The sequence below is a fragment of the Pseudomonas sp. PA27(2017) genome, from assembly GCF_001945445.1.
GTDB lineage: Bacteria > Pseudomonadota > Gammaproteobacteria > Pseudomonadales > Pseudomonadaceae > Aquipseudomonas.
In genome coordinates this window covers 22,466-43,339 of record NZ_MSXW01000064.1, presented here as the reverse complement: position 1 = coordinate 43,339, position 20,874 = coordinate 22,466, and the positions used below count along the sequence as shown (strand labels likewise).

Genomic DNA, 20,874 nt, shown 5'->3' with positions numbered 1-20,874 from the left:
CTTAACTCACAAGCACCCACACGAATTGCTTGATTCAGTTGTTAAAGAACGTTTGGCTGAGGCTTTCGTCTCAACCGAGGCGCGCATCTTACAGCACCCTCATTTGCTGTCAAGCTGTTTTTGAAGAATTTTTTCTTTCTTCTCAACATCTTGCAGCGCCCGACCAGACCATCTTCCCTCCAGCGGGAGGCGCATTCTACAGCGTTACAAACCGCTGTCAACACCCTCTTTTACCGCCTTCGATCAACCTGACCGAACCATCAACAGAACCACCCAAACCACCCTGTCGATACCGGCGCATTCTACTCGAATTCGCCGTCCGTGCAACCTTTATTTTCGTCTAACTCGTTGATCTACAAGGAGTTTTCAGATCAGGCTGCGCCGGAAGTGGTGCGCATTATAGGCCCCCACGAGATCAGGTCAACCGTTTATTTCATTTTGGCTGAACTTTCTGCGCACGCCCGCCTATACGGGGAATTGCGCGCATCAGAACCGGGATACGCAGCACCAGCAATACCGCGCCAATGACCGCATAGACAGCCCACTCCCGCAAGTCCGCCCTGACGATCCACAACATGTGTAGCAAGGCGAGCGGCAAGATGAGATAAGCCAGGCGGTGCAGCTTCTTCCAGGACTTGCCCAGCCGCCGCTGGCTGTAACGGTTGGATGTTAGGGCGAGGAGCAACAACCCCAACAGCGCGATAGCGCCGACGATGATGTAAGGACGCTTGCGCAGCTCCACACCAAGCTGCGACCAATCCAACCCCAGAATGAATACCGCATACGCCGCCAGATGCAGAAACCCATAGGCGAAGCACCAGAGGCCAAGCTGACGGCGCACCGCCATCCATCCCGACCAACCGCTGATCTTCTGCAAGGGCGTCATGCTCAGGGTTATCAATAGAAGGATGAGCGCCCCCAGCCCGAGTCGCTCGACCAACACCTTGCCGGGATCGGGCCCCAGGGCGAACGACCAGGCTTGATACAGCCAGAACAACGGCCATACGGCGACCAGCACGAAAACGAAGAGACGCCAGAACGGATGCCGCATCAATAGTTCTTCCGCAGATCGAGGTTGCTATAAAGGCTGGCGACTTCATCGGCGTACCCATTGAACATCTGGGTCTCGCGAACATTGGGGCTGAACAGCCCGCTGGGCAGACGGCGCTCGCGCGCCTGACTCCAGCGCGGATGGTCGACGGCCGGGTTCACGTTGGCATAGAAGCCATACTCCTGCGCCGCAATGCTTTGCCAGGTGGTTTGCGGCTGCTCACTAACCAGGCTGATACGCACGATCGACTTGATGCTCTTGAAGCCATACTTCCATGGCACCACCAGCCGTAACGGCGCACCGTTCTGATTAGGCAGTTCGCGACCGTACATGCCGACGGCCAGGATGGCCAACGGATGCATGGCTTCATCCAGACGCAACCCCTCCACATAAGGCCAGTCGATCAAGCCGAAGCTCGAGCGTTGCCCCGGCATGCTTTCGGGATCCTTCAGGGTTTCGAAACGGATGTACTTCGCCGCCGAGGTCGGTTCCACCTTATTAAGCAGCGCCGCTATGGGAAAGCCGATCCAAGGAATGACCATCGACCAGGCTTCGACGCACCGCAGGCGGTAGATACGCTCTTCCAACTGATAGGGTTTGAGAAAGTCCTCCAGCGCATAACGCCCCGGCTTGCCGACCTCACCGTCGATTACCACCGACCACGGCTCGGTTTTCAGGCTGCCTGCGTTCGCGGCGGGATCGGACTTGTCGGCGCCGAACTCATAGAAGTTGTTGTAGTGGGTGGCATCCTGAAAAGGCGTGAGCGCTTCGTCCTTGACGGTCACGGCATTCCATTTGGTGGCGGCAATGCGCTCGGCCAGCCAGACCGGCGCCTTGCCAGCCTCTACATCGGCATAGCGCTCGCCAGCGGCAGATTGCGCCCAGGCGGGCAGGCTGCTCATAGCCATTCCGGCTGCGGCAGTTGACATGAAGGTACGGCGAGAGAGGTAGATGGACTCGGGGGTAACATCCGACTCATTGCATTCGGATGACTGACGCAGCTTGATCAGCATGGTGACTCCGCAGTATCGGGACAGGCCTGCCCAATAGACTACGGAGTCTGCAGGAAATTACATCACTCCACAGGCTTGCGGCGACGCAGACGCAGCAGATACTGGATCGGGCCAGAAGCAGCATACGCCAGGAAGATCAGCAGCAGGATGCGCGGTGGATCGCTGAATACCACGGCGAACACCAGCACCACGGCCAGGATCGCCACGAACGGCACGCGGCCTTTCAGATCCAGATTCTTGAAGCTGTTGTACTTGATGTTGCTGACCATCAGCATGCCGGCGGCAGCGACGAGGATGGCAACCACGAACGACATGTTCGAACCCTGGATACCGAAGTCACTGAACGCCCACACGGTGCCGGCCACCACACCAGCAGCGGCCGGGCTGGCCAAGCCGATGAAGTAGCGTTTATCGACGCTGCCGATCTGCGTATTGAAGCGCGCCAGACGCAGCGCTGCACCGGCCACATAGATGAAGGCGACCATCCAGCCGACCTTGCCCATGCTCCCCAGCGCCCACTCGAACGCCAACAGCGCCGGTGCGACACCGAAGGCAACCATGTCGGACAGCGAATCGTATTCGGCGCCGAAGGCGCTTTGCGTGTTGGTCAGGCGCGCCACGCGGCCGTCCAGGCCATCCAGTACCATGGCAACGAACACCGTGGCAGCTGCCACGTAGAAGTTACCGTTCATGGCGTTGATGATGGAATAGAAGCCAGCGAACAGGTTCGCGGTCGTGAACAGATTGGGCAGCAGGTAGATACCGCGATGGCGCACCTTGCGCCCCTCGTCGTCATGCCCTTCCTCAATATGCTCGTCGATGGGCAGTAAGCTGTCGTCGTCTCGGGACGACTTGGGCTCTTGCGGACGCTCGCTCATGAACAACACCTTGCATCGGATTTGAATTTTCGACCGAGCCACCGGACAAGCGTTCGCCCTAATCGGCCTGGATACCCAGGCTTTATACCAGAAGCCCGTCCTAGAACGAAAAAACGCGGCCGGGGCCGCGTTCTTCGTGGATCGATTCGACTCAGTTCTTGGCTTTGTCGACGATCTTGTTGGCTGCGATCCAAGGCATCATCGAGCGCAGCTGCTCACCGATCACTTCGATACCGTGGGCGGCGTTGTTACGACGCTTGGCGGTCATCGACGGGTAGCCAGTGGCGCCTTCGCTGATGAACATCTTGGCGTACTCGCCGTCCTGGATGCGCTTGAGCGCATTGCGCATGGCCTGACGGGATTCGGCGTTGATGACTTCCGGGCCGGTCACGTACTCGCCGTACTCGGCGTTGTTGGAGATCGAGTAGTTCATGTTGGCGATACCGCCTTCGTACATGAGGTCGACGATCAGCTTCAGCTCGTGCAGGCACTCGAAGTAGGCCATTTCCGGCGCGTAGCCAGCTTCGACCAGGGTTTCGAAACCAGCCTTGACCAGTTCGACCGTACCGCCGCACAGAACGGCCTGCTCGCCGAACAGGTCGGTTTCGGTCTCGTCCTTGAAGGTGGTTTCGATGATGCCGGTACGGCCGCCACCAACGCCCGAAGCGTAGGACAGCGCGACGTTCTTGGCATTGCCCGAAGCGTCCTGGTAAACGGCGATCAGGTCAGGGATGCCGCCGCCTTTGACGAACTCGGTGCGCACGGTGTGGCCCGGGGCCTTCGGTGCGATCATGATCACATCGAGGTCGGCACGCGGAACGACCTGGTTGTAGTGGATCGAGAAGCCGTGGGAGAACGCCAGGGTGGCGCCTTTCTTGATGTTCGGCTCGATTTCGTTCTTGTACAGGGCGCCCTGGAATTCGTCCGGAGTCAGGATCATCACCAGGTCGGCAGCGGCGACGGCAGAAGCCACGTCAGCGACTTTCAGGCCGTGGGCCTCGGCCTTGGCAACGGTAGCAGAGCCTTTACGCAGACCGACGGTGACGTCGACACCGGAGTCCTTCAGGTTGCACGCCTGGGCGTGGCCCTGGGAGCCGTAACCGATGATGGCAACTTTCTTGCCCTGGATGATCGAGAGGTCACAGTCTTTGTCGTAATAAACTTTCATGTTCTTGGCTCTTGTGTATCGAAAAGGGATGGGGTGCCAGAGCACCGCGACGGAGCCACCTTAAGTGATCCCAACCATTGCGTAAAATGATATATTCGCAATACAGCATGCCGATATATGAAACAAAAATGGATACTCACGCACTCAGCCTTTTTCTCGCTCTCGCCGACAACCTGCACTTCGGCAAGACCAGCCGCGAGCACCACGTGAGCCCCTCCGCGCTCAGCCGCAGTATCAAGCAGCTCGAAGACGACGTCGGCGCGCCATTGTTCGTGCGCGACAACCGCTCGGTGCGCCTGACACGTGAAGGCCAGCAGTTTCGCGAATACGCCAGCGACGTCATGAATGGCTGGCAGGCCATCCGCCAGACCTTCAAGCAGGATCAGTTGATCCTGCATGGCGAGCTGTCGCTGTACTGTTCGGTGACGGCAAGCTACAGCTTCCTCTACGAGATCCTCAGCAGTTTCCGTCAGGATTACCCACGCATCGAAATGAAGTTGCACACCGGCGACCCGGCCAAGGCCGTCGAGCGTGTGCAGCAGGGCCAGGAAGACCTGGCCATCGGTGCACGCCCGGACAGCCTGCCGGCCGGCGTCGAGTTTCAGTCGATCACCCGCTCGGCGCTGCGCTTCATCGGCCCGCAATCCCCGCAGTTGCTCAGCGACGAACAACTGAGGAGCCCAGGCGCAGAGAGCTGGCAGGACGTGCCGCTGATTCTCTCCGAGGAAGGCCTGGCGCGAACCCGCACCGATCGCTGGCTGAAGCATCACAACATCAAGCCGCGCATTTATGCCCAGGTCAGCGGCAACGAAGCCATCGTCAGCATGGTCAGCCTGGGCTTCGGCATCGGCGTGGTGCCACAGATCGTGCTGGACAACAGCCCGCTGGCCGCGCGTATCCGCCTCTACGATATCCAGCCACCACTGACCGACTACGACATCGGCCTGTTCGCCCTGCACAAGCGCCTCAAGGACCCGCTGATCGCTGCCTTCTGGAACCGTCAGTAACGAATCCCTGGCATAAAAAACCCCGCACGTGGCGGGGTTCTTGGTTCGAGCGATGCGATCAGATGCTCAGCACCTTGTCGCCGCGGGCGATACCGGTGACACCACTGCGGACGGTTTCCAGGATCAGCGCAGTGCCGATGGCCTGGATGAAGCTGTCCAGCTTGTCGCTGGTACCGGCCAGCTGGATGGTGTACACGCTTGGCGTCACGTCGACTATCTGCCCACGGAAGATGTCGGTGGTGCGCTTGACCTCGGCGCGCTGGGCGCCGGTGGCCTTCACCTTGACCAGCATCAGCTCGCGTTCGATGTGGGGGTTTTCCGACAGATCCACCAGCTTGACCACCTCGATCAGCTTGTTGAGGTTCTTGGTGATCTGCTCGATGGTGTCGTCGTGACCGATGGTGGTCAGCGTCAGACGCGACAGGGTCGGGTCTTCGGTCGGCGCCACGGTCAGGCTCTCGATGTTGTAGTTACGCTGGGAGAACAGGCCGACTACGCGCGACAGGGCTCCCGGTTCGTTTTCCAGCAGCAGGGAAATGATATGACGCATGTCAGGTACGCTCCGTCTTGCTCAGCCACATGTCGCGCATCGCGCCACCACGAATCTGCATCGGGTAGACGTGCTCGCTGGTATCCACGGCGATGTCGAGGAACACCAGGCGATCCTTGATCGCGAACGCCTCTTCCATCTTCGACTTGAGGTCCTTGAGGTCGGTGATGCGCATGCCCACATGACCATAGGACTCGGCCAGCTTGACGAAGTCAGGCAGCGACTCCATGTAGGAGTGCGAGTAACGGCTGCTGTACTGCATGTCCTGCCACTGGCGAACCATGCCCAGCGCGCCATTGTTGAGGTTGATGATCTTCACCGGCAGGTCGTACTGCAGGCAGGTCGACAGCTCCTGAATGTTCATCTGGATGCTGCCCTCGCCCGTCACGCAGGCGACATCGGCATCCGGGAAGTTCAGCTTGACGCCCATGGCCGCCGGGAAGCCGAAGCCCATGGTGCCCAGACCACCGGAGTTGATCCAGCGATTGGGCTTGTTGAAGCGATAGTACTGGGCCGCGAACATCTGGTGCTGGCCCACGTCGGAGCTGACGTATGCCTCGCCCTTGGTGACTTCGCACAGCGTCTCGATCACGGTCTGCGGCTTGATGATCGAACCGTCACCCTCGTTATAGGGGAACAGACGACCACCGCCGCGCCACTCGTCGATCTGCTTCCACCAGGTGGCTTGCGATTCCTTGTCCGGCGCCTGCTCGATTTCCTTGAGGGCGGCGACCATTTCGGTCAGCACGCTATCCACCGGGCCGACGATCGGGATGTCGGCCTTGACGGTCTTGGAGATCGACGCGGGGTCGATGTCGATATGGATGATCTTCGCGTTCGGGCAGAACTTGGCAGCGGTCTCGCCATTGATGACGCGGTCATCGAAGCGCGCGCCAACGGCCAGGATCACGTCGGCATGGTGCATCGCCAGGTTGGCGGTGTAGCTGCCGTGCATGCCGAGCATACCGACGAACTGACGGTCATCGCCCGGGTAGGCGCCCAGGCCCATCAGGGTGTTGGTGACCGGCACGTTGAGGGCACGGGCCAGCTCGGTGAGTTGCGCAGAAGCGCCGCCGAGGATCACGCCACCGCCGGAATAGATGATCGGGCGCTTGGCCGCGACGAGCATTTCCGCCGCCTTGCGAATCTGCCCGGAGTGGCCACGGGCAGCAGGGCTGTAGGAGCGCAGCTTGACCTTTTTCGGGTAGCTGTATTCGAACTTCTGGGTCGGATCCCCCATGTCTTTGGGGATATCGACGACCACCGGGCCCGGACGACCGGATTCGGCCAGATAGAAAGCCTTCTTGATGACTTCGGGGATTTCTGAAGGATGCTTGATGATGAAGCTGTGCTTCACGATCGGGCGGGAAATGCCGACCATGTCGACTTCCTGGAAGGCGTCGGTGCCGACCACGGTGCTCGCCACCTGGCCGGAGATGATCACCATCGGGATCGAATCCATGTAGGCCGTGGCGATACCGGTCACGGCATTGGTCGCGCCCGGACCGGAGGTCACCAGTACCACACCGGCCTTGCCGGTGGCACGGGCATAGCCGTCCGCCATATGGGTCGCCGCCTGCTCGTGACGAACCAGGATGTGGGTCACTTCCGGCTCTTTGAACAAGGCATCATAGATGTGCAGGAGGGCACCGCCCGGGTACCCATAGATGTACTTAACGCCTTCGTCACGCAACGAGCGGACGACCATTTCAGCGCCGGATAAAAGCTCCACGTTGTTCACCTCTATTACGCCAGAAAACCGCCCTTTTGCGGGGTCGGCCCGAGTAGGTTTACTGTCAGCAGAGCATGAGCGACTGTGGTCGCCGACTACGTCAGCTACTACTGAGCAAGTATTGGGACTGCCCCAGATGTGTTGCGGGACTTTCCCACCCAGCGCGAGGTAACGCGTTGCGGGTGTAACGAAAGGTCGGCGCGGGTAGCGCCTCATGTCTACTGAGCTGAAGCCAGCTTGCGGCTGACCCCACTACAGCGAGCAGTCGATTGTTGATATTCGCTGGCGGCAAGTCAAGCGATGCGTGATGGAATACGTAATATCCGGCAACGACGCCAAACGCCCTGGCAGACAGCGCCGATGTGAAACAGACCAGCCTGCGCTCAACGCCGATTGGTTATAGTGGCTACCTGCGTTGCAACTTCACGCTGCCCGCACTTCAATCAGTCGATGGACCATGCATAAGGAACCTCCATGCGCCGCATGATTCTCACCAGCAGTCTGCTGCTCGCCCTGAGTGCGAGCGCTATGGCCGGGCAGATCTACAAATGGGTCGACGCCCAGGGCGTAACCCATTTCGGCGAGCAGCCGCCACAGGGTCAGCAATCCACCACGGTCAATCCTTCGGCGGCGCCGCCACCCTCAACCACCCCCGAAGCGAAACCGGCGCCTACCTTCGATGCCATCGCCGATCCCGAGCAGGCCGCCGCCGATGCCAAGGTGAAGAAGGAAGTGGCCGCCCAGGAAGCCGAGCGCAGGAAATACTGCGAAACCCAGCGCAACAACCTGGCGCAGTTGGAAAACAACCCGCGCGTGCGCGTGGAAGACGGTGGGGAAATGCGCCGCCTGGGTGAGGACGAGCGCCAGAAGCGCATCGCCGACAGCAAGCAGGCAATCAAGGACAACTGCCAGTAAGGCGGGTATCTGCGGGCCCTAGCGGCCCGCGGAGATCAGCCGGTCGAAATCACCCAGCGCCTCGAGCAGCGCCGCCGCCTGCTGATTGCCGGCGCCGTAGACCTGCTCGGCCATGGGCAGGATGCCGGACACTGCAGGCAGGTCCGCGCCCGCCTCGATGATTGCCTTCATACGCGGCAGAAAGATCCACTGCAGCCACTGGGAAAAATCCAGCGTATCGATGCAGAACGGCTGCTCGCTAGCCAGTGCCTGCGCACTGGGTGGAGACGCTTCCCACCAGCCCTGCACCCGCAGCGCTCGCTCGACCAGCAGCAGCTGATCGGCAATCAGGGCTACCGGGGTTGCACTCACAGGTTGACCCGTGCCCGCTCACGAGCTTGAGCCGCGCCAGCGGAGTCGCCCTGCTGTTCGCGGGATTTGGCGATCAGGTCCCACAGGCTGGCCTGCAGGGCCGGGCGCCCATTGGCATAGCTCAAACCGCGGCGCGCGAACTGCTCGGCCTGAGCTGCATCACCCTGGGCCAGGCGCACTTCAGCCAGACGATAAAGCACCTGCGGCTCACGCGGGGCGATGCGCTGGGCACGCTCCAGGCTGGAAGCGGCACCATTGAGGTCACCGCCGGTCTGCTGCTGCTGGGCGCTGGTCAGCAGCGCCAGCACCGGGCCATCGAGCTGCTCGTCGGCCGCCAGGCCACCACCAGCATTACCGCTGGGGATCCCGCTAGGGGTCGACGGCTGGGATGGCGCCGAGTTGCCGTAATTGGGCGAGCCCAGTGGCTCGCTGCTCAGCGGCGGCTCGTCGAAGGTCAGGCCATCGCTGTTGGCAGGCGCACCGGCCGGTGCCGAGTCGGTCTCGATCGGCGCCGACGAGGACGCGCCGCCGCCTGGCACCATTACCACCACTCCCGAATCCTCGGGCATGGACTGCGCCTGCTGCTGTAGCTGCGGCGCATTGTTGTAACCGCCGCCCGGGCGATCGTCCTGCTCGTAGGCCGAGCTACCGGAATCCACAACCGGGATGGAACCACGCGGAACGCTGGCACAACCACCCAGAACCACCGAGGCGGTCAAAACGGGAATCAACCACTTGCTCACGGCAAACCTCTCTTATTCCAACCAGCCTTTCACCCAGTCCATCACCGAGTCGACGGGGGCCTGAATACCACAACCTGCACCCGGAGCCGGCTCGCTGCCGCGAATATACGGCATCTGTACGGCCCCCGGACAATTCTGCGCCGAGCCCTGCCCGGTCGCTGCATCTACCCAGGCCATCACCACGTTATCGGGCATCGGCATGTCCAGCGGCAGCGGGTCAGCACGGCGCATGAAGCCCGTCCAGGCCTGCAACGCACCGGTCGCACCGGTGAACGGCGTCGGCCCGTTATCGTCACGGCCCATCCACACCACGGTCAGCAGATCCTGACTGAACCCGGCGAACCAGCTGTCACGCGAATCGTTACTGGTACCGGTCTTGCCTGCCAGGGTCAACGAGCCCGGCAGTTGGTTGTAGACCGAGCGGCCGGTACCCTCACGCATGGTGCGCTGCATGGCGTTCTGCAACAGGTAGATGGCGCCCGCATCGAAACGTTGTTGAATCTGGTACGGATAGCGCTTGAGCGGCTCGCCCTCGGCGGTAAGCACGCTGCGAATACCCCGCAGCGGCGTGTTGAAACCGCCACTGGCAATGGTCTGATACATGCCGGTGACTTCCATCGGCGTCAGCGCACCTGCGCCCAGCAACATGGACGGATAGGCCGGCCACTGACGCGACACGCCCAGGCGCTCGAGTGTTTTGAGCACATTCGGCACGCCCAGTTCCAGGCCGAGCTTGGCGGTGGACAGGTTGTAGGAATGTGCCAGGCCCTGGTACAGGTAGATGCTGCCGTGGGCCTTGCGGTCGTAGTTCTGCGGTTTCCAGACCTGCCCGTCCTGGCCCTTCACCGAGAAGGGCTCGTCCTGCACGCGGGTGGTCAGCGTGTACTGGCTCGGCCGCTCCAGTGCCGTCAGGTAGATGGCTGGCTTGATCAGCGAGCCGATCGGGCGCACCGCATCCAGCGCTCGGTTGAAACCGGCGAAACGCGGCTGACGACTGCCGATCAGCGCCTGGATCTCGCCGGTTTCCGGATTGGTCACCACCATCCCGGCCTCGACCTCGTCGGAGCCCTTGCGGCCAGCCTGGCGCTTGAAGGTTTCCGCCAGCGCCTCCTCGGCCTTGAGCTGCAGGATCGGGTCGAAGCTGGTGAAGATGCGTAGGCCTTCCTCGGTCAAATCCTCATCGCGGTAATCCTGGCGCAACTGGCGCTTGACCAGATCCAGGAACGCCGGGAACGAGCCATTGGCCATGCTGCCGCGCTGGGTCACGCCCAGCGGACGCGCCTTGGCGGCGGCGGCCTCTTCAGGCGACACCACGCCCTGCTCGGCCAGCAGATCGAGAATCATGTTGCGGCGGTTCAGCGCCCGCTCAGGATTGCGACGCGGATTGTAGTAGGTCGGCCCCTTGACCATACCGACCAGCAGCGCGACCTGGTCGAGCTTGAGTTCGGACAGCGGCTGGCTGAAGAAGTACTGGCTGGCCAGACCGAAGCCGTGCACTGCGCGCTGGCCGTCCTGGCCGAGGAACACCTCGTTGAGGTAGGCCTCGAGAATTTCGCGCTTGTCGTAATGCAGCTCCAGCAGCACCGCCATCATCGCTTCGGTGATCTTGCGGGTCAGGCTGCGCTCGTTGGTGAGGTAGAAGTTCTTCACCAACTGCTGGGTCAGGGTACTGCCGCCCTGGCGCAGTTGGCCGGCCGATGCGTTGATCCACACGGCACGGGCGATGCCCTTGGGCGAGACGCCGAAGTGGTCGAAGAAATCGCGATCCTCGACTGCCACCAGGGTTTCCACCAGATAGGCCGGAACCTGATCGAGCTTGATAAGTACGCGGTCTTCCTGGTGCGCCGGGTACAGGCCGCCGATCAGCATCGGCTCGAGACGCGCCACGGCCAGGTCCTTGCCGTCGGCCTTGGTCAGCGAGGCGACGTAGTCACCGGAAAAACGCACATTGACCTGCTGGGCCTGCTCGGCGCTCTCATAGAACTGGAAACCACGCGAATGCAGCGACACGTTGTTGCCGGAGACGGCTACCGCGCCCGGGCCATTGGCCACGCTCTCGCGGCGATAGCCGAGGGCGTCCATTTCCTTGAGTAGGTCGTCCTTGGCCAGTTTCTGGCCGACGAACAGCTCGAGTGGCCTGGCGTACACCTTGGCCGGCACGGTCCAGCGCTTGCCGGAGAATTTCTCCTGGACGATGGCATCGAGGTAAACCGCAAAACCGGCGAACAGCACCAGGCCGACCAAGCCAAGCTTTACAGCCCAGCCCAGCAGGGGGCGCATGCCACGGGGGCGGCGTTTGGAACGGGAGCGGGAAGATCGGGTACGAGTCATGGCGCGGCATTATACGCACTTTGCGAAGCGCCGGCAGCGACTGCCAGCGGTTTGCACTGTGCCAGCGAGCGGCCATAATGCGCGCCTGTTCCCACTTCTGAATGCCAAGGATCGTCCGTGAGCCAAGCCCTGATTACCGCCTTGCAGAACCCGGCCCTTTATCCGCACCCGGTGGACGGTTTCAGTGTCATCGAGACCCATATTTCCTGGGTCGTGCTGACCGGCCCTTACGCTTACAAGATCAAGAAGCCGGTCGACTTCGGCTTTCTTAACTTCACCTCGCTGGACGCGCGCAAGCACTTCTGCGAGGAGGAGCTGCGCCTCAACCAGCGCCTTACTGAGGATTTGTATCTGGAGGTGTTGCCGATCAATGGTAGCGTCGAGGCGCCGCATATCGGCGGCGAGGGTCCGGTGCTGGAGTACGCCCTGAAGATGCGCCAGTTCCCGCAGGAGCAACTGCTGGCCCAGGTGCAGGCCCGCGGTGAACTCAATGAAGCGCATATCGACGCCTTGGCCAAGCAGATCGCCGACTTCCACCGCGACACCCCCGTGGTCGCGGCCGATCATGCGCTGAGCAACGCCACCGCCATCGTCGCCCCGCTGCGGCAGAACTTCGAGCAGATCCGCCCGATGCTCAGCGACAAGGCCGACCTGCAGCAGCTCGATGCCCTGGAAGCCTGGACCGAAACCAGCCTGGAGCGCCTGTGGCCGGATTTGGAAGCACGGGCGCGTGATGGGTTCATCCGCGAATGCCATGGCGACATCCACCTGGGTAACGCCACCTTGCTGGACGGCCGCGCCACGCTGTTCGACTGCATCGAGTTCAACGAGCCGTTCCGCTTCACCGACATCGCCCTGGATACCGCCTTTCTGGTCATGGACCTGGAAGACCGCGGCCTCAAGTGCCTGGCGCGCCGTCTGTTCAACAGCTGGCTGGAACATACCGGCGATTACGGCTCGCTCAAACTGTTCAATCTGTACAAAACGCACCGCGCTCTGGTCCGCGCAAAGGTCGCGCTGTTCCGCCTCGGCCAGGAGCAGGATGCCGTGCAGCGTGCGGTGATCCTGCGCCAATACCGCGCCTACGCCAGCCTGGCCGAAAGCTACAGCGCCATCCCCTCGCCGCTGCTGGCGATCACCCGCGGCGTATCGGCGGTTGGCAAGAGCCAGGTCGCGCTGCGCCTGGTCGAGGCCCTGGGTGCGATTCGCATCCGCTCCGACGTCGAGCGCAAACGCCTGCTGGGTGAGCAGACCGCCAGCGAACTGAATGCGGGCATCTACAGCCAGGACGCCAGCGATACCGTCTATCAGCGCTTGAACGCCCTGGCCGAGCTGGCCTTGCAAGCCGGCTACCCGGTGGTGCTCGACGCCACCTTCCTCAAGCGCCCGCAGCGCCAGGCCGCTCAGCGCATCGCCGACGAGACCGGCGTGCCCTTCCTGATCATCGATTGCCACGCGCCGGATTCGGTCCTCGCCAGTTGGCTGCAGCAGCGCCAGCAGGAAGGCCGCGACCCCTCCGATGCGACCCTGGCGGTGATCGAGGCGCAGCGCGCCGGTCAGGATCCGCTGGAAGAGGCCGAGCTGCCCTACAGCAAGCGCGTGGACACCCCGGACAGCGCCAGCCTGGCCGAATTGGTCAGCGCGGTTCGCCAGCGCTTCCCCAGCCTCTGACGGCCGGCCAGCGGCGCGTCAAAGCTCTTCTATACTGGCAGTAAGCCTCCCCCGGACGACTGCCACCATGAGCCAACCGCGCCAGCTGGACACCCCGCTCTACCGACTGCTGCACAACGACGACGTCGCAGGCTTCAACAAGCAGCGGCCGCAAGGCGAAACCATCGACCTGAGCGGTGGTGACTTCCGCGGCCTGGATCTACGTGCCCTGGATGCCGAGGGCATCGACTTCACCGACGCCTATTTCCGGGGCGCGGATCTACGCGGCGTCGACTTTCGCAGCGCACAACTCGAAGGCGCCAGCATCGCCCACGCGCAGATATCGGGCGCCTATTTCCCGGTCGAGCTCAGCGTCGACGAAATCCTCATGTCGATGAATTTCGGTACCCGCCTGCGCTACCGCACCCACCCCAATCACCTGTAGCAGCCTGTAACGCGAGGTCACAACAGCGCGGCCTGGCGACACTACACTGTCTTGACGGTGGCCAAGGGCGTCGCTGCTCGGGTGGCAGCAGGAGGAGATGGCGTGAACGATGAATTGCAGACCCTCAAGAACCTCGGCAAGACTTCGTCGCAATGGCTGCACGCGGTGGGTATCCACAATGCCAGCGACCTGCGCAGGCACGGTGCCGTGGAGGCCTACCGGGCAGTTCGGGCCCGCGGCTTCCGTGCATCCAAGGTGCTGCTCTACTCCATCGAGGGCGCGCTGCTCGACATTCACTGGAGCGAGCTTCCGGTGGCGCGCAAGGAGAGCCTGAACCTGCAACTCGAAGCGGCCGTCAACGATGACCGGATCTAGGCCAGAACGCTCGCCTGTCTCCGCGGTGACAGCGTCACCACGGGCCGGAACAGGCGCTGGTTCACAAGCCCCAGCGAGACCGATTTACCTGAAGCGCGGCGAGTATTATCGTTTCAGGGATTTTCGTGCGTTTCCAGCATGAGCAGCCCAAGGAATCACCATGTATCTACTCGGGGAACAACCGGCTTACGCCGACCAATTGATCAGCCGCTTGCAGAGCATCCCCGGGAAACTACTCGACGGGCTCAGCCCCTGTGGCGAGCCGCTGCAGATCGAGCGCAGCGAAAACCTGGCGAGCGATCTGCCCAGCAACCAGCTGTTCATCATCGATAACGGCCTGCTGCATGCGCTGGTCGACGAGCGCCCGCTCTTCTACCTGCAGGAGGGCGACCTGGTCGGGTTGCGCCAGGGCATCGACCTGCCGAGTTGCCGATACACCAGCGATGAGCCGTTGACGCTGATTCCCTACTCGCGCAGCGATGTGTTCAAGCACATCTATGCCAACGAGTCTCGCCAGGAACTGTTCATCCAGTACCTGGTTGGGCATACCGCCCTGCTGTCCGACGCCCTGGCGCGCATCAAGCAACCCGAGATCCGACCAGCGACCGGCTTCAAGCATTTCGCCAAGGGCGATGCGCTGATCAACCAGGGCGATGAAGCCGACCATGTGTTCATCATCATCGATGGCCACGCCGAGGCTTTCGTCGATGGCGTGAAGGTCGGCGACGTGCAGAAAGACGAGATCTTTGGCGCCATGGCGGTATTCACCCACGAAAAGCGCAGTGCCACCGTACTGGCCAGCCAGGCCTGCACCGTGATGGTGATTCCCAAGGATCAGTTCCTCAGCCTGATGGAAAGCAACCCGCGCATCGCCCACAGCCTGGTGGAGAGCATGGCCAGGCGCATCGACCTGCTCAACAAGGAAGTCACCGGCTTGCGCCAACCTGACTGACCGAAGACCTCTCCCCAGAAACCCGGCCATGCGCCGGGTTTCGCGTTTGAGGCGGGCCGAAAATAGCTATGGCGACGATCGGAAGAAATAATTTCCAACCGACTGTTGACTATGTAATGAGAATTGCTATTATTTGCATCAGCTGATCGCGAGATCGGTCGATAAGCTCAAGAGCCCTAGGTCGGACTCTTCAGGTTATCTCCTCATCAGGCTAATCACGGTTATTGACCCGGCAAATTGCCGGGTCTTTTTTTGCCTGGGATAAAGTGGCAAGCGCGCCAAGCTCACGACCATTTCATCCGTTAAGCGGCGCCATGGCAGATACGCGAGCACTGGCTAGACTGTCTCCACCTCACCGGGAGACACGTCGATGGACATCCAGATCCGTGCATCGCAAGGCCCCCTCGGCACCTGCTGGCAGGTGCGCCTGGGCAAGCATCAGGTCAGCTTTCGCAGTGAAGAGGAAGCGCGCCGGTTCGTGGCGACGCTTCAGGCACGGGTGCAGGCTCCGCACCCGCTGCCGGCCGAAAAACGCCAGGCCGGCTGAGCGTCAACCGTTCGGGTGGCCGGCGCGACGCTCTGCCCAACGGGTGAAACGCGACGCGCCCACTGCCAGCACGCCGCAGCTGAAGATGACCAGCGCCATGGGTACGGCGCTGCCATCGTGCAGCACGCCGACCATGGAGGCCGCACTGGCGGCGATGGTGAATTGCAGGCTGCCCATCAGCGCCGAGGCGCTGCCGGCATGGCGGCCCTGCCCAGCCATGGCGCAAGCAGAGGTGTTGGGCAGCAGAATCCCCAGCGAGGCGATGCAGCCGAAAAGCGGCACCATCAATGGCCACAGGGCTTGCGGCCCTACCCACGCCAGCACCAGCAGCCCGGTGCCGCAGGCCAGATAGAACCAGACGATGCGCCTGGCCCAGTAAGCCGGCCCATGCCGTGACACCAGCCAGGCGTTTACCTGGGCGGCGAGGATGAAGCCTGCAGCGTTGGTGCCGAACAGCCAGCCGTAGTGCTCGGCCGGCACGCCGTAGAGCTCGATGAACACGAAGGGCGAACCGGCGATGTAGGCGAACATGCCGGCAATGGCCAGACCGCCGGTCAGTGCATGGCCAATGAACGGCAGATCACCGAACAGGCGCATGTATTCCCTCAGCGCGCCGCTCAGGGGCGGTGGCTGAATGCTCGGGCTCAGCGTCTCCGGCAGCCACAGAGCGAGGGCGACCAGGCAGGCCGCGCTGAACAGCGTCAGACAGACGAAGATCGATGGCCAGCCGAACAGATTCAGCAGCAATCCGCCCGCCACCGGCGCGAGAATCGGCGCCAGCCCCATCACCAGCATCAGTTGCGAGAACACCTTGGCGGAACTGATCGGGTCGCACAGGTCACGCACCACCGCGCGGGAAATCACCATGCCCGCACAACCGCCCAGGGCCTGGACGAAACGGGCGGCGATCAGCCACTCCAGGCTCGGTGCCAGGGCGCAGGCCAACGACGCCAGGGTGAACAACGACACCCCGACCAGCAAAGGCGTGCGTCGGCCGAAGCGGTCGGCCAGCGGCCCGTACACCAGTTGCCCAATCGCCAGGCCAGCGAAATAGGACGCCAGCGAGAGCTGCACGTGCTCGGTGTCGGTATCGAACGCCAGCGCCAACGCAGGAAAGCTGGGCAGGTAGAAATCGATGGCCAGTGGGCCGAAGGCGCTGAGCGCGCCAAGGATCAGTAACAGGCGAAGCGGCATTGGCGATGTACTCGACAGGTGTCCCCCTCCGGCGAAAAAGACGGTTGAGGCGCTTGAAAGAAGTGGACGCCGACAATTACATACAAGTTCGTCTGTAAAACAAACATCCGCTGCAAAAAATAATTACACTTGCTGCTTCCTGAACCGATCGATTCCTGTCGTATGCGTCGAACCAAAGAACAAGCAGAGCAGACCCGCACCACCATACTGGCATCTGCCGAAATACTGTTTCTGGAAAAGGGCGTCGCTCACACCAGCCTCGAACACATCGCCAAGCACGCCGGGGTGACCCGCGGGGCTGTCTACTGGCACTTCCAGAACAAGGCCCATCTGTTTCACGACATGCTCAGCCAGGTACGCCTGCCCCCGGAGCAATTGGCTGGGCGCCTGGTCGAGAACGACCAGGGCAATGGCCTGCAGTCACTGCACACGCTTTGCGTGGAAGGTATCGCCGGGATCGCCGAAGACGAACAGAAGCGGCGGATCTTCACCATTCTGCTGCACCGCTGCGAGTTCACCGAAGAACTGCGCGAGGCGGAAGAACGCCACGAGGCGTTCATCAATCAGTTCATCGCCCTGTGCGAGATGATTTTCGCCCAGCCGGCCACCCAGCAGCGGCTGCGCCCAGGCATGACACCTCGCCTGGCCGCCCGCACCCTGCATGCATTGATCGTCGGCATGCTCAGCGACTGGCTGCGCGACAACAACCTGTTCGACCCTAAGCACGATGGGCCGATCATGATCGACGGGCTGTTTCGCGGCCTGATCAGCGACTGGTCTTAGCCGCAGGCACCGCTTCGGCCTTGTAACCTTCGTTGATGATCGCTTCGAGCACCTGATCGACCGGGTGGGTGGTGTGTACCCTCACTTCACCCGCCGCGATATCGACCTGCACCTGCGCCGAGGCGTCGATCGCCTGTACGGCACCTGTGATCGCGCGCTCGCAATGTGCGCAGGTCATGCCTTCCACCTTGAATATCTGCATCGTCGTCTCCTCTGCTCATGGGTTTGGATTGGGGTGCTGGCGAGTATCGAGCTTGCCATCGTGGCAAGGTCAACAGACCGCTTGTTGAACCGGCCAACCTCAGCCAAGCTCAGATCACTCAACCCTCTTATGGTCTGACCATGACCCGCCTCCTGTTCTCACTGTTTCTCGCCCTGCCCTTGCCGGCGCTCTCCCAGGTGCTGCCGTCGCACACCACCATGGGCGATGGCTACGCCGTGCTGATCGTTTCCCGCGAGCGCCTGGAAGTCGCCTCGCCGTGCGAATTCGGCGTGTACCTGCAGGATCAGCTCGCCGCCCGGCTGTTCCAGGGCCAGTCGGTGTCGTTCAACCTGCCGCCCGGCGATGTGTCGGTGCGCCTGGGCATGATCGGCACGGAAAACTGCCAGGCCGGCATCACGCCCCTCGACAGCCAGCGGCTGAGCCTCACCGCCGGCGAGATCCGCCGCTATCGCATCGGCCTGAGCCCTTCCGGGCCTTACCTGACACCCGCGCCTTCCAGCCAGTGACCCCTCCCGTTACCGCCAGGGCTTGACCTTACCCATGTGGCAAGGTTGATCCTGTGGGCAACTGCCTGGAATTGCGGAGATCGCCATGCCTACTTTCGACCTGCCGATCAGCGGTATGACCTGCGCCAGCTGTGCCGGCCGGGTCGAGCGCGCCTTGCGCGGCGTGGCGCAGGTCACCACTGCCCATGTAAACCTGGCCAGCGAGCGGGCGCGGGTGCAGGCTCCTGCCGAGCAACTGCCGGCACTCGTGGCGGCCGTGGCAAAGGCGGGTTATGAGGTGCCAGCGCAGCATTTGGACCTGGCTATCACCGGCATGACCTGCGCCAGCTGCGTGGGCCGCGTCGAACGTGCGCTGGGCAAGCAGCCCGGCGTGTTGGCGGTCAGCGTCAACCTGGCGACCGAGCGTGCCCGGGTAGAGGTGCTGCCTGGTACCGAGACTCAGGCCTTGCTGAACGCCGTCGATGCCGCGGGCTACGCGGCCAGCCCCGTGACCGCACCTGCAGTGAATGGTGACCGCCACCTCACCGCTGAGCGCTGGCGGCTGGCACTGGCCCTACTCCTGGCCGCGCCGCTGGTGCTACCGATGCTGCTGACACCTTTTGGCGTGCACCTGATGCTGCCGGCCTGGGCGCAGTTCCTGCTGGCCACCCCGGTGCAGTTCGTACTCGGTGCGCGCTTCTACCGCGCCGCCTGGCACGCGCTGCGCAGCGGCGCCGGCAACATGGATCAGCTGGTCGCCCTCGGCACCAGCGCCGGCTATGGCCTGAGCCTCTATCAATGGGCGATCACCCCGGCCGGGCACGCGCCGCACCTGTACTTCGAAGCCTCGGCGGTGATCATCGCCCTGATCCTGCTCGGCAAATACCTGGAGAGCCGCGCCAAGCGCCAGACCACGGGTGCCATTCGCGCTCTGCAGGCGCTGCGCCCCGACGAGGCCACACGCCTGCAAGACGGCGTCGAACAGCGGGTGGCGCTCAGCGCGCTGAGCGTGGGCGAGCATATCGTGGTCAAGCCCGGCGAGCGCTTCGCGGTCGACGGTAAGGTGCTGGAGGGCGCCAGCCACGCGGACGAGGCGCTGATCAGCGGCGAAAGCCTGCCCCAGGCCAAGGTGCCCGGCGACCGGGTGACCGCCGGCGCGATCAATGGCGAAGGCCGTCTGCTGATCGAGACCACCGCCCTCGGTGCGGAAACCGTGCTTGCGCGCATCATCCGCCTGGTCGAGGACGCCCAGGCTGCCAAGGCGCCGATCCAGAAACTGGTGGATCGCGTCAGCCAGGTGTTCGTGCCGGTGGTCCTGCTGGTCGCCCTGCTGACCCTGATCACCTGGCTAGCCCTCGGGGCTGGCATCGAGCAGGCGCTGCTCAACGCCGTGGCCGTTTTGGTGATCGCCTGCCCGTGCGCCCTGGGCTTGGCTACGCCCACGGCGATCATGGCAGGGACCGGCGTGGCCGCCCGCCATGGAATTCTGATCAAGGACGCCGAAGCCCTGGAGGTTGCCCATGGCGTGACAGTGGTGGCCTTCGACAAGACCGGCACCCTGACCTCGGGCACACCGCGAATCGCGCACCTGCACGCCGTTGGGATCGATGATCAACAAGCGCTGCGCCTGGCCGGTACGCTGCAACAGGGCAGCGAGCACCCGCTGGCCAAGGCGGTGCTGCAGGGCTGCCAGGAGGCCGGCGCTGCACTGGCCTCGCTCGGCGCCAGCCAGGCCCTGGCCGGTCGCGGTATCGCCGGGCAGGTCGAAGGGCGCGCCCTGCAACTCGGCAATCGTCGCCTGCTCGAGGAGAGCGGCGCCGCCGAACCCACGGAACTGGCCGCGGCCGCCCATGACTGGGAGGCCGAAGGCCGTACCCTGTCCTGGTTGATCGAACAGGGCGACACACCACGGGTGCTGGCTTTGTTCGCCTTTGGCGATACCCTGAAGGACGGCGCCGGTGAAGCGATCGCCGCCCTCGACGCACGGCATATCCACAGCCACCTGATCAGTGGCGATAACCGAGGCAGCGCTCAGGCCGTCGCCCGCCAGCTAGGCATCGCGTCGGTACATGCCCAGGTGCTGCCAGCGGACAAGGCGCGTATCGTCACCGAGCTGAAAGAGGCCGGCGTGGTGGCCATGGTCGGCGACGGCATCAACGACGCCCCGGCCCTGGCCGCGGCACACGTCGGCATCGCCATGGGCGGCGGCACCGACGTGGCCATGCAGGCAGCCGGCATCACCCTGATGCGCGGCGACCCGCGCCTGGTGCCTGCGGCCCTGGATATCGCCCGGCGCACCTATGCGAAGATCCGCCAGAATCTGTTCTGGGCGTTCATCTACAACTTGGTGGGCATTCCCCTGGCGGCCTTCGGGCTGCTCGATCCGATGCTCGCCGGCGCGGCCATGGCGCTGTCGAGCGTCAGCGTGGTGAGCAACGCTCTGCTGTTGAAAACCTGGCGCCCCCATTTCGAGGAATAACG

Annotated in this window: 21 protein-coding genes; 10 read left to right on the top strand and 11 right to left on the bottom strand. The window is 62.9% G+C overall.

The genetic code is table 11. The features are described 5' to 3' along the window. Positions 1-433: 433 nt before the first annotated feature. The 4 genes from msrQ to ilvC form a co-directional block, all read right to left on the bottom strand. The gene (msrQ, locus tag BVH06_RS24890) at positions 434-1,051 is read right to left on the bottom strand and encodes a protein-methionine-sulfoxide reductase heme-binding subunit MsrQ (protein WP_075935832.1); all 618 of its coding nucleotides are present in this window, start codon (positions 1,049-1,051) and stop codon (positions 434-436) included. After that, entirely contained in the window at positions 1,051-2,064 is a 1,014-nt protein-coding gene (msrP, locus tag BVH06_RS24885) for a protein-methionine-sulfoxide reductase catalytic subunit MsrP (protein WP_075935831.1), read from the bottom strand. The genes msrQ and msrP overlap by 1 nt, the downstream gene beginning before the upstream one ends. A gap of 62 nt (positions 2,065-2,126) precedes the next feature. After that, positions 2,127-2,942, bottom strand: coding sequence for a CDP-diacylglycerol--serine O-phosphatidyltransferase (gene pssA, locus BVH06_RS24880; protein WP_013789975.1), 816 nt, complete (start codon positions 2,940-2,942; stop codon positions 2,127-2,129). A 151-nt stretch (positions 2,943-3,093) separates the two neighbouring features. Further along, positions 3,094-4,110, bottom strand: coding sequence for a ketol-acid reductoisomerase (gene ilvC / locus BVH06_RS24875; protein WP_013789974.1), 1,017 nt, complete (start codon positions 4,108-4,110; stop codon positions 3,094-3,096). 128 nt (positions 4,111-4,238) lie between these two features. Between ilvC and ilvY the strand changes: the two genes are divergently transcribed. Then, a complete protein-coding gene (gene ilvY / locus BVH06_RS24870) occupies positions 4,239-5,117 on the top strand; it encodes an HTH-type transcriptional activator IlvY (RefSeq protein ID WP_075935830.1) in 879 nt (292 codons plus the stop codon). Between the two features lie 58 nt (positions 5,118-5,175). On the opposite strand, the gene ilvN is transcribed toward ilvY, so the two are convergent. Continuing rightward, on the bottom strand, positions 5,176-5,667 hold the full coding sequence (ilvN, locus tag BVH06_RS24865) for an acetolactate synthase small subunit (RefSeq protein WP_075929316.1): 492 nt from the start codon (positions 5,665-5,667) through the stop codon (positions 5,176-5,178). 1 nt (position 5,668) lies between these two features. Next, complete coding sequence (locus tag BVH06_RS24860) at positions 5,669-7,399, bottom strand: acetolactate synthase 3 large subunit (protein ID WP_075929546.1); 1,731 nt, start codon at positions 7,397-7,399, stop codon at positions 5,669-5,671. Positions 7,400-7,873: 474 nt separating this feature from the next. Between BVH06_RS24860 and BVH06_RS24855 the strand changes: the two genes are divergently transcribed. Beyond that, complete coding sequence (locus BVH06_RS24855) at positions 7,874-8,314, top strand: DUF4124 domain-containing protein (RefSeq protein WP_075929317.1); 441 nt, start codon at positions 7,874-7,876, stop codon at positions 8,312-8,314. Positions 8,315-8,332: 18 nt separating this feature from the next. Here BVH06_RS24855 and BVH06_RS24850 read toward each other — a convergent pair whose 3' ends face one another. Genes BVH06_RS24850 through mrcB form a run of 3 tightly spaced genes read right to left on the bottom strand, consistent with a single transcriptional unit; the run spans position 8,333 to position 11,739 of the window. Beyond that, positions 8,333-8,665 (bottom strand): YqcC family protein, encoded by a 333-nt coding sequence (locus BVH06_RS24850; RefSeq protein ID WP_075935829.1) that lies wholly within the window; start codon positions 8,663-8,665, stop codon positions 8,333-8,335. Then, a complete protein-coding gene (locus BVH06_RS24845; RefSeq protein ID WP_075935828.1) occupies positions 8,662-9,408 on the bottom strand; it encodes a M48 family metallopeptidase in 747 nt (248 codons plus the stop codon). The genes BVH06_RS24850 and BVH06_RS24845 overlap by 4 nt, the downstream gene beginning before the upstream one ends. A gap of 12 nt (positions 9,409-9,420) precedes the next feature. Then, the gene (gene mrcB / locus BVH06_RS24840) at positions 9,421-11,739 is read right to left on the bottom strand and encodes a penicillin-binding protein 1B (protein WP_139315733.1); all 2,319 of its coding nucleotides are present in this window, start codon (positions 11,737-11,739) and stop codon (positions 9,421-9,423) included. 117 nt (positions 11,740-11,856) lie between these two features. Here mrcB and BVH06_RS24835 point away from each other — a divergent pair, with 117 nt between their 5' ends. The 5 genes from BVH06_RS24835 (at position 11,857) to BVH06_RS25820 (ending at position 15,708) form a co-directional block, all read left to right on the top strand. Then, on the top strand, positions 11,857-13,410 hold the full coding sequence (locus BVH06_RS24835; RefSeq protein WP_075935827.1) for a bifunctional aminoglycoside phosphotransferase/ATP-binding protein: 1,554 nt from the start codon (positions 11,857-11,859) through the stop codon (positions 13,408-13,410). Positions 13,411-13,477: 67 nt separating this feature from the next. Continuing rightward, positions 13,478-13,834: a pentapeptide repeat-containing protein gene (locus BVH06_RS24830; RefSeq protein ID WP_075935826.1), complete on the top strand. Its 357-nt coding sequence runs from the start codon at positions 13,478-13,480 to the stop codon at positions 13,832-13,834. 102 nt (positions 13,835-13,936) lie between these two features. Further along, positions 13,937-14,209, top strand: a complete 273-nt coding sequence (locus BVH06_RS24825) for a TfoX/Sxy family protein (RefSeq protein WP_075929323.1) — start codon at positions 13,937-13,939, stop codon at positions 14,207-14,209. A 160-nt stretch (positions 14,210-14,369) separates the two neighbouring features. Next, entirely contained in the window at positions 14,370-15,161 is a 792-nt protein-coding gene (locus BVH06_RS24820; protein WP_075935825.1) for a Crp/Fnr family transcriptional regulator, read from the top strand. Between the two features lie 370 nt (positions 15,162-15,531). Next, complete coding sequence (locus tag BVH06_RS25820) at positions 15,532-15,708, top strand: hypothetical protein (protein WP_168172945.1); 177 nt, start codon at positions 15,532-15,534, stop codon at positions 15,706-15,708. 3 nt (positions 15,709-15,711) lie between these two features. Here the strand turns inward: BVH06_RS25820 and BVH06_RS24815 are convergent, their stop codons facing one another. Continuing rightward, positions 15,712-16,902 carry a multidrug effflux MFS transporter gene (locus tag BVH06_RS24815; protein WP_075931830.1) on the bottom strand — a complete coding sequence of 397 codons (1,191 nt, stop codon included), beginning with the start codon at positions 16,900-16,902 and terminating at the stop codon, positions 15,712-15,714. Between the two features lie 162 nt (positions 16,903-17,064). Here BVH06_RS24815 and BVH06_RS24810 point away from each other — a divergent pair, with 162 nt between their 5' ends. Continuing rightward, positions 17,065-17,685: a TetR family transcriptional regulator gene (locus BVH06_RS24810; protein ID WP_075935824.1), complete on the top strand. Its 621-nt coding sequence runs from the start codon at positions 17,065-17,067 to the stop codon at positions 17,683-17,685. Here BVH06_RS24810 and BVH06_RS24805 read toward each other — a convergent pair. Next, a complete protein-coding gene (locus tag BVH06_RS24805; RefSeq protein WP_075935823.1) occupies positions 17,669-17,887 on the bottom strand; it encodes a heavy-metal-associated domain-containing protein in 219 nt (72 codons plus the stop codon). The genes BVH06_RS24810 and BVH06_RS24805 overlap by 17 nt on opposite strands. Positions 17,888-18,027: 140 nt before the next feature. On the opposite strand from BVH06_RS24805, the gene BVH06_RS24800 reads away from it, so the two are divergent. Both BVH06_RS24800 and BVH06_RS24795 read left to right on the top strand, forming a co-directional pair. Continuing rightward, positions 18,028-18,414, top strand: a complete 387-nt coding sequence (locus BVH06_RS24800; protein WP_075935822.1) for a hypothetical protein — start codon at positions 18,028-18,030, stop codon at positions 18,412-18,414. Between the two features lie 85 nt (positions 18,415-18,499). Further along, the gene (locus BVH06_RS24795; RefSeq protein WP_075935821.1) at positions 18,500-20,872 is read left to right on the top strand and encodes a heavy metal translocating P-type ATPase; all 2,373 of its coding nucleotides are present in this window, start codon (positions 18,500-18,502) and stop codon (positions 20,870-20,872) included. The last annotated feature ends 2 nt before the right edge of the window (positions 20,873-20,874 follow it).

Coding starts and splice junctions, on each gene's coding strand:
- BVH06_RS24820 (WP_075935825.1), top strand. CDS start 14,370: ATGTATCTACTCGGGGAACAACCGGCTTACGCCGACCAATTGATCAGC.
- BVH06_RS24795 (WP_075935821.1), top strand. CDS start 18,500: ATGCCTACTTTCGACCTGCCGATCAGCGGTATGACCTGCGCCAGCTGT.
- msrP (WP_075935831.1), bottom strand. CDS start 2,064: ATGCTGATCAAGCTGCGTCAGTCATCCGAATGCAATGAGTCGGATGTT.
- ilvC (WP_013789974.1), bottom strand. CDS start 4,110: ATGAAAGTTTATTACGACAAAGACTGTGACCTCTCGATCATCCAGGGC.
- ilvY (WP_075935830.1), top strand. CDS start 4,239: ATGGATACTCACGCACTCAGCCTTTTTCTCGCTCTCGCCGACAACCTG.
- BVH06_RS25820 (WP_168172945.1), top strand. CDS start 15,532: ATGGACATCCAGATCCGTGCATCGCAAGGCCCCCTCGGCACCTGCTGG.
- BVH06_RS24855 (WP_075929317.1), top strand. CDS start 7,874: ATGCGCCGCATGATTCTCACCAGCAGTCTGCTGCTCGCCCTGAGTGCG.
- BVH06_RS24815 (WP_075931830.1), bottom strand. CDS start 16,902: ATGCCGCTTCGCCTGTTACTGATCCTTGGCGCGCTCAGCGCCTTCGGC.
- pssA (WP_013789975.1), bottom strand. CDS start 2,942: ATGAGCGAGCGTCCGCAAGAGCCCAAGTCGTCCCGAGACGACGACAGC.
- BVH06_RS24830 (WP_075935826.1), top strand. CDS start 13,478: ATGAGCCAACCGCGCCAGCTGGACACCCCGCTCTACCGACTGCTGCAC.
- mrcB (WP_139315733.1), bottom strand. CDS start 11,739: ATGACTCGTACCCGATCTTCCCGCTCCCGTTCCAAACGCCGCCCCCGT.
- BVH06_RS24810 (WP_075935824.1), top strand. CDS start 17,065: ATGCGTCGAACCAAAGAACAAGCAGAGCAGACCCGCACCACCATACTG.
- ilvN (WP_075929316.1), bottom strand. CDS start 5,667: ATGCGTCATATCATTTCCCTGCTGCTGGAAAACGAACCGGGAGCCCTG.
- BVH06_RS24800 (WP_075935822.1), top strand. CDS start 18,028: ATGACCCGCCTCCTGTTCTCACTGTTTCTCGCCCTGCCCTTGCCGGCG.
- msrQ (WP_075935832.1), bottom strand. CDS start 1,051: ATGCGGCATCCGTTCTGGCGTCTCTTCGTTTTCGTGCTGGTCGCCGTA.
- BVH06_RS24805 (WP_075935823.1), bottom strand. CDS start 17,887: ATGCAGATATTCAAGGTGGAAGGCATGACCTGCGCACATTGCGAGCGC.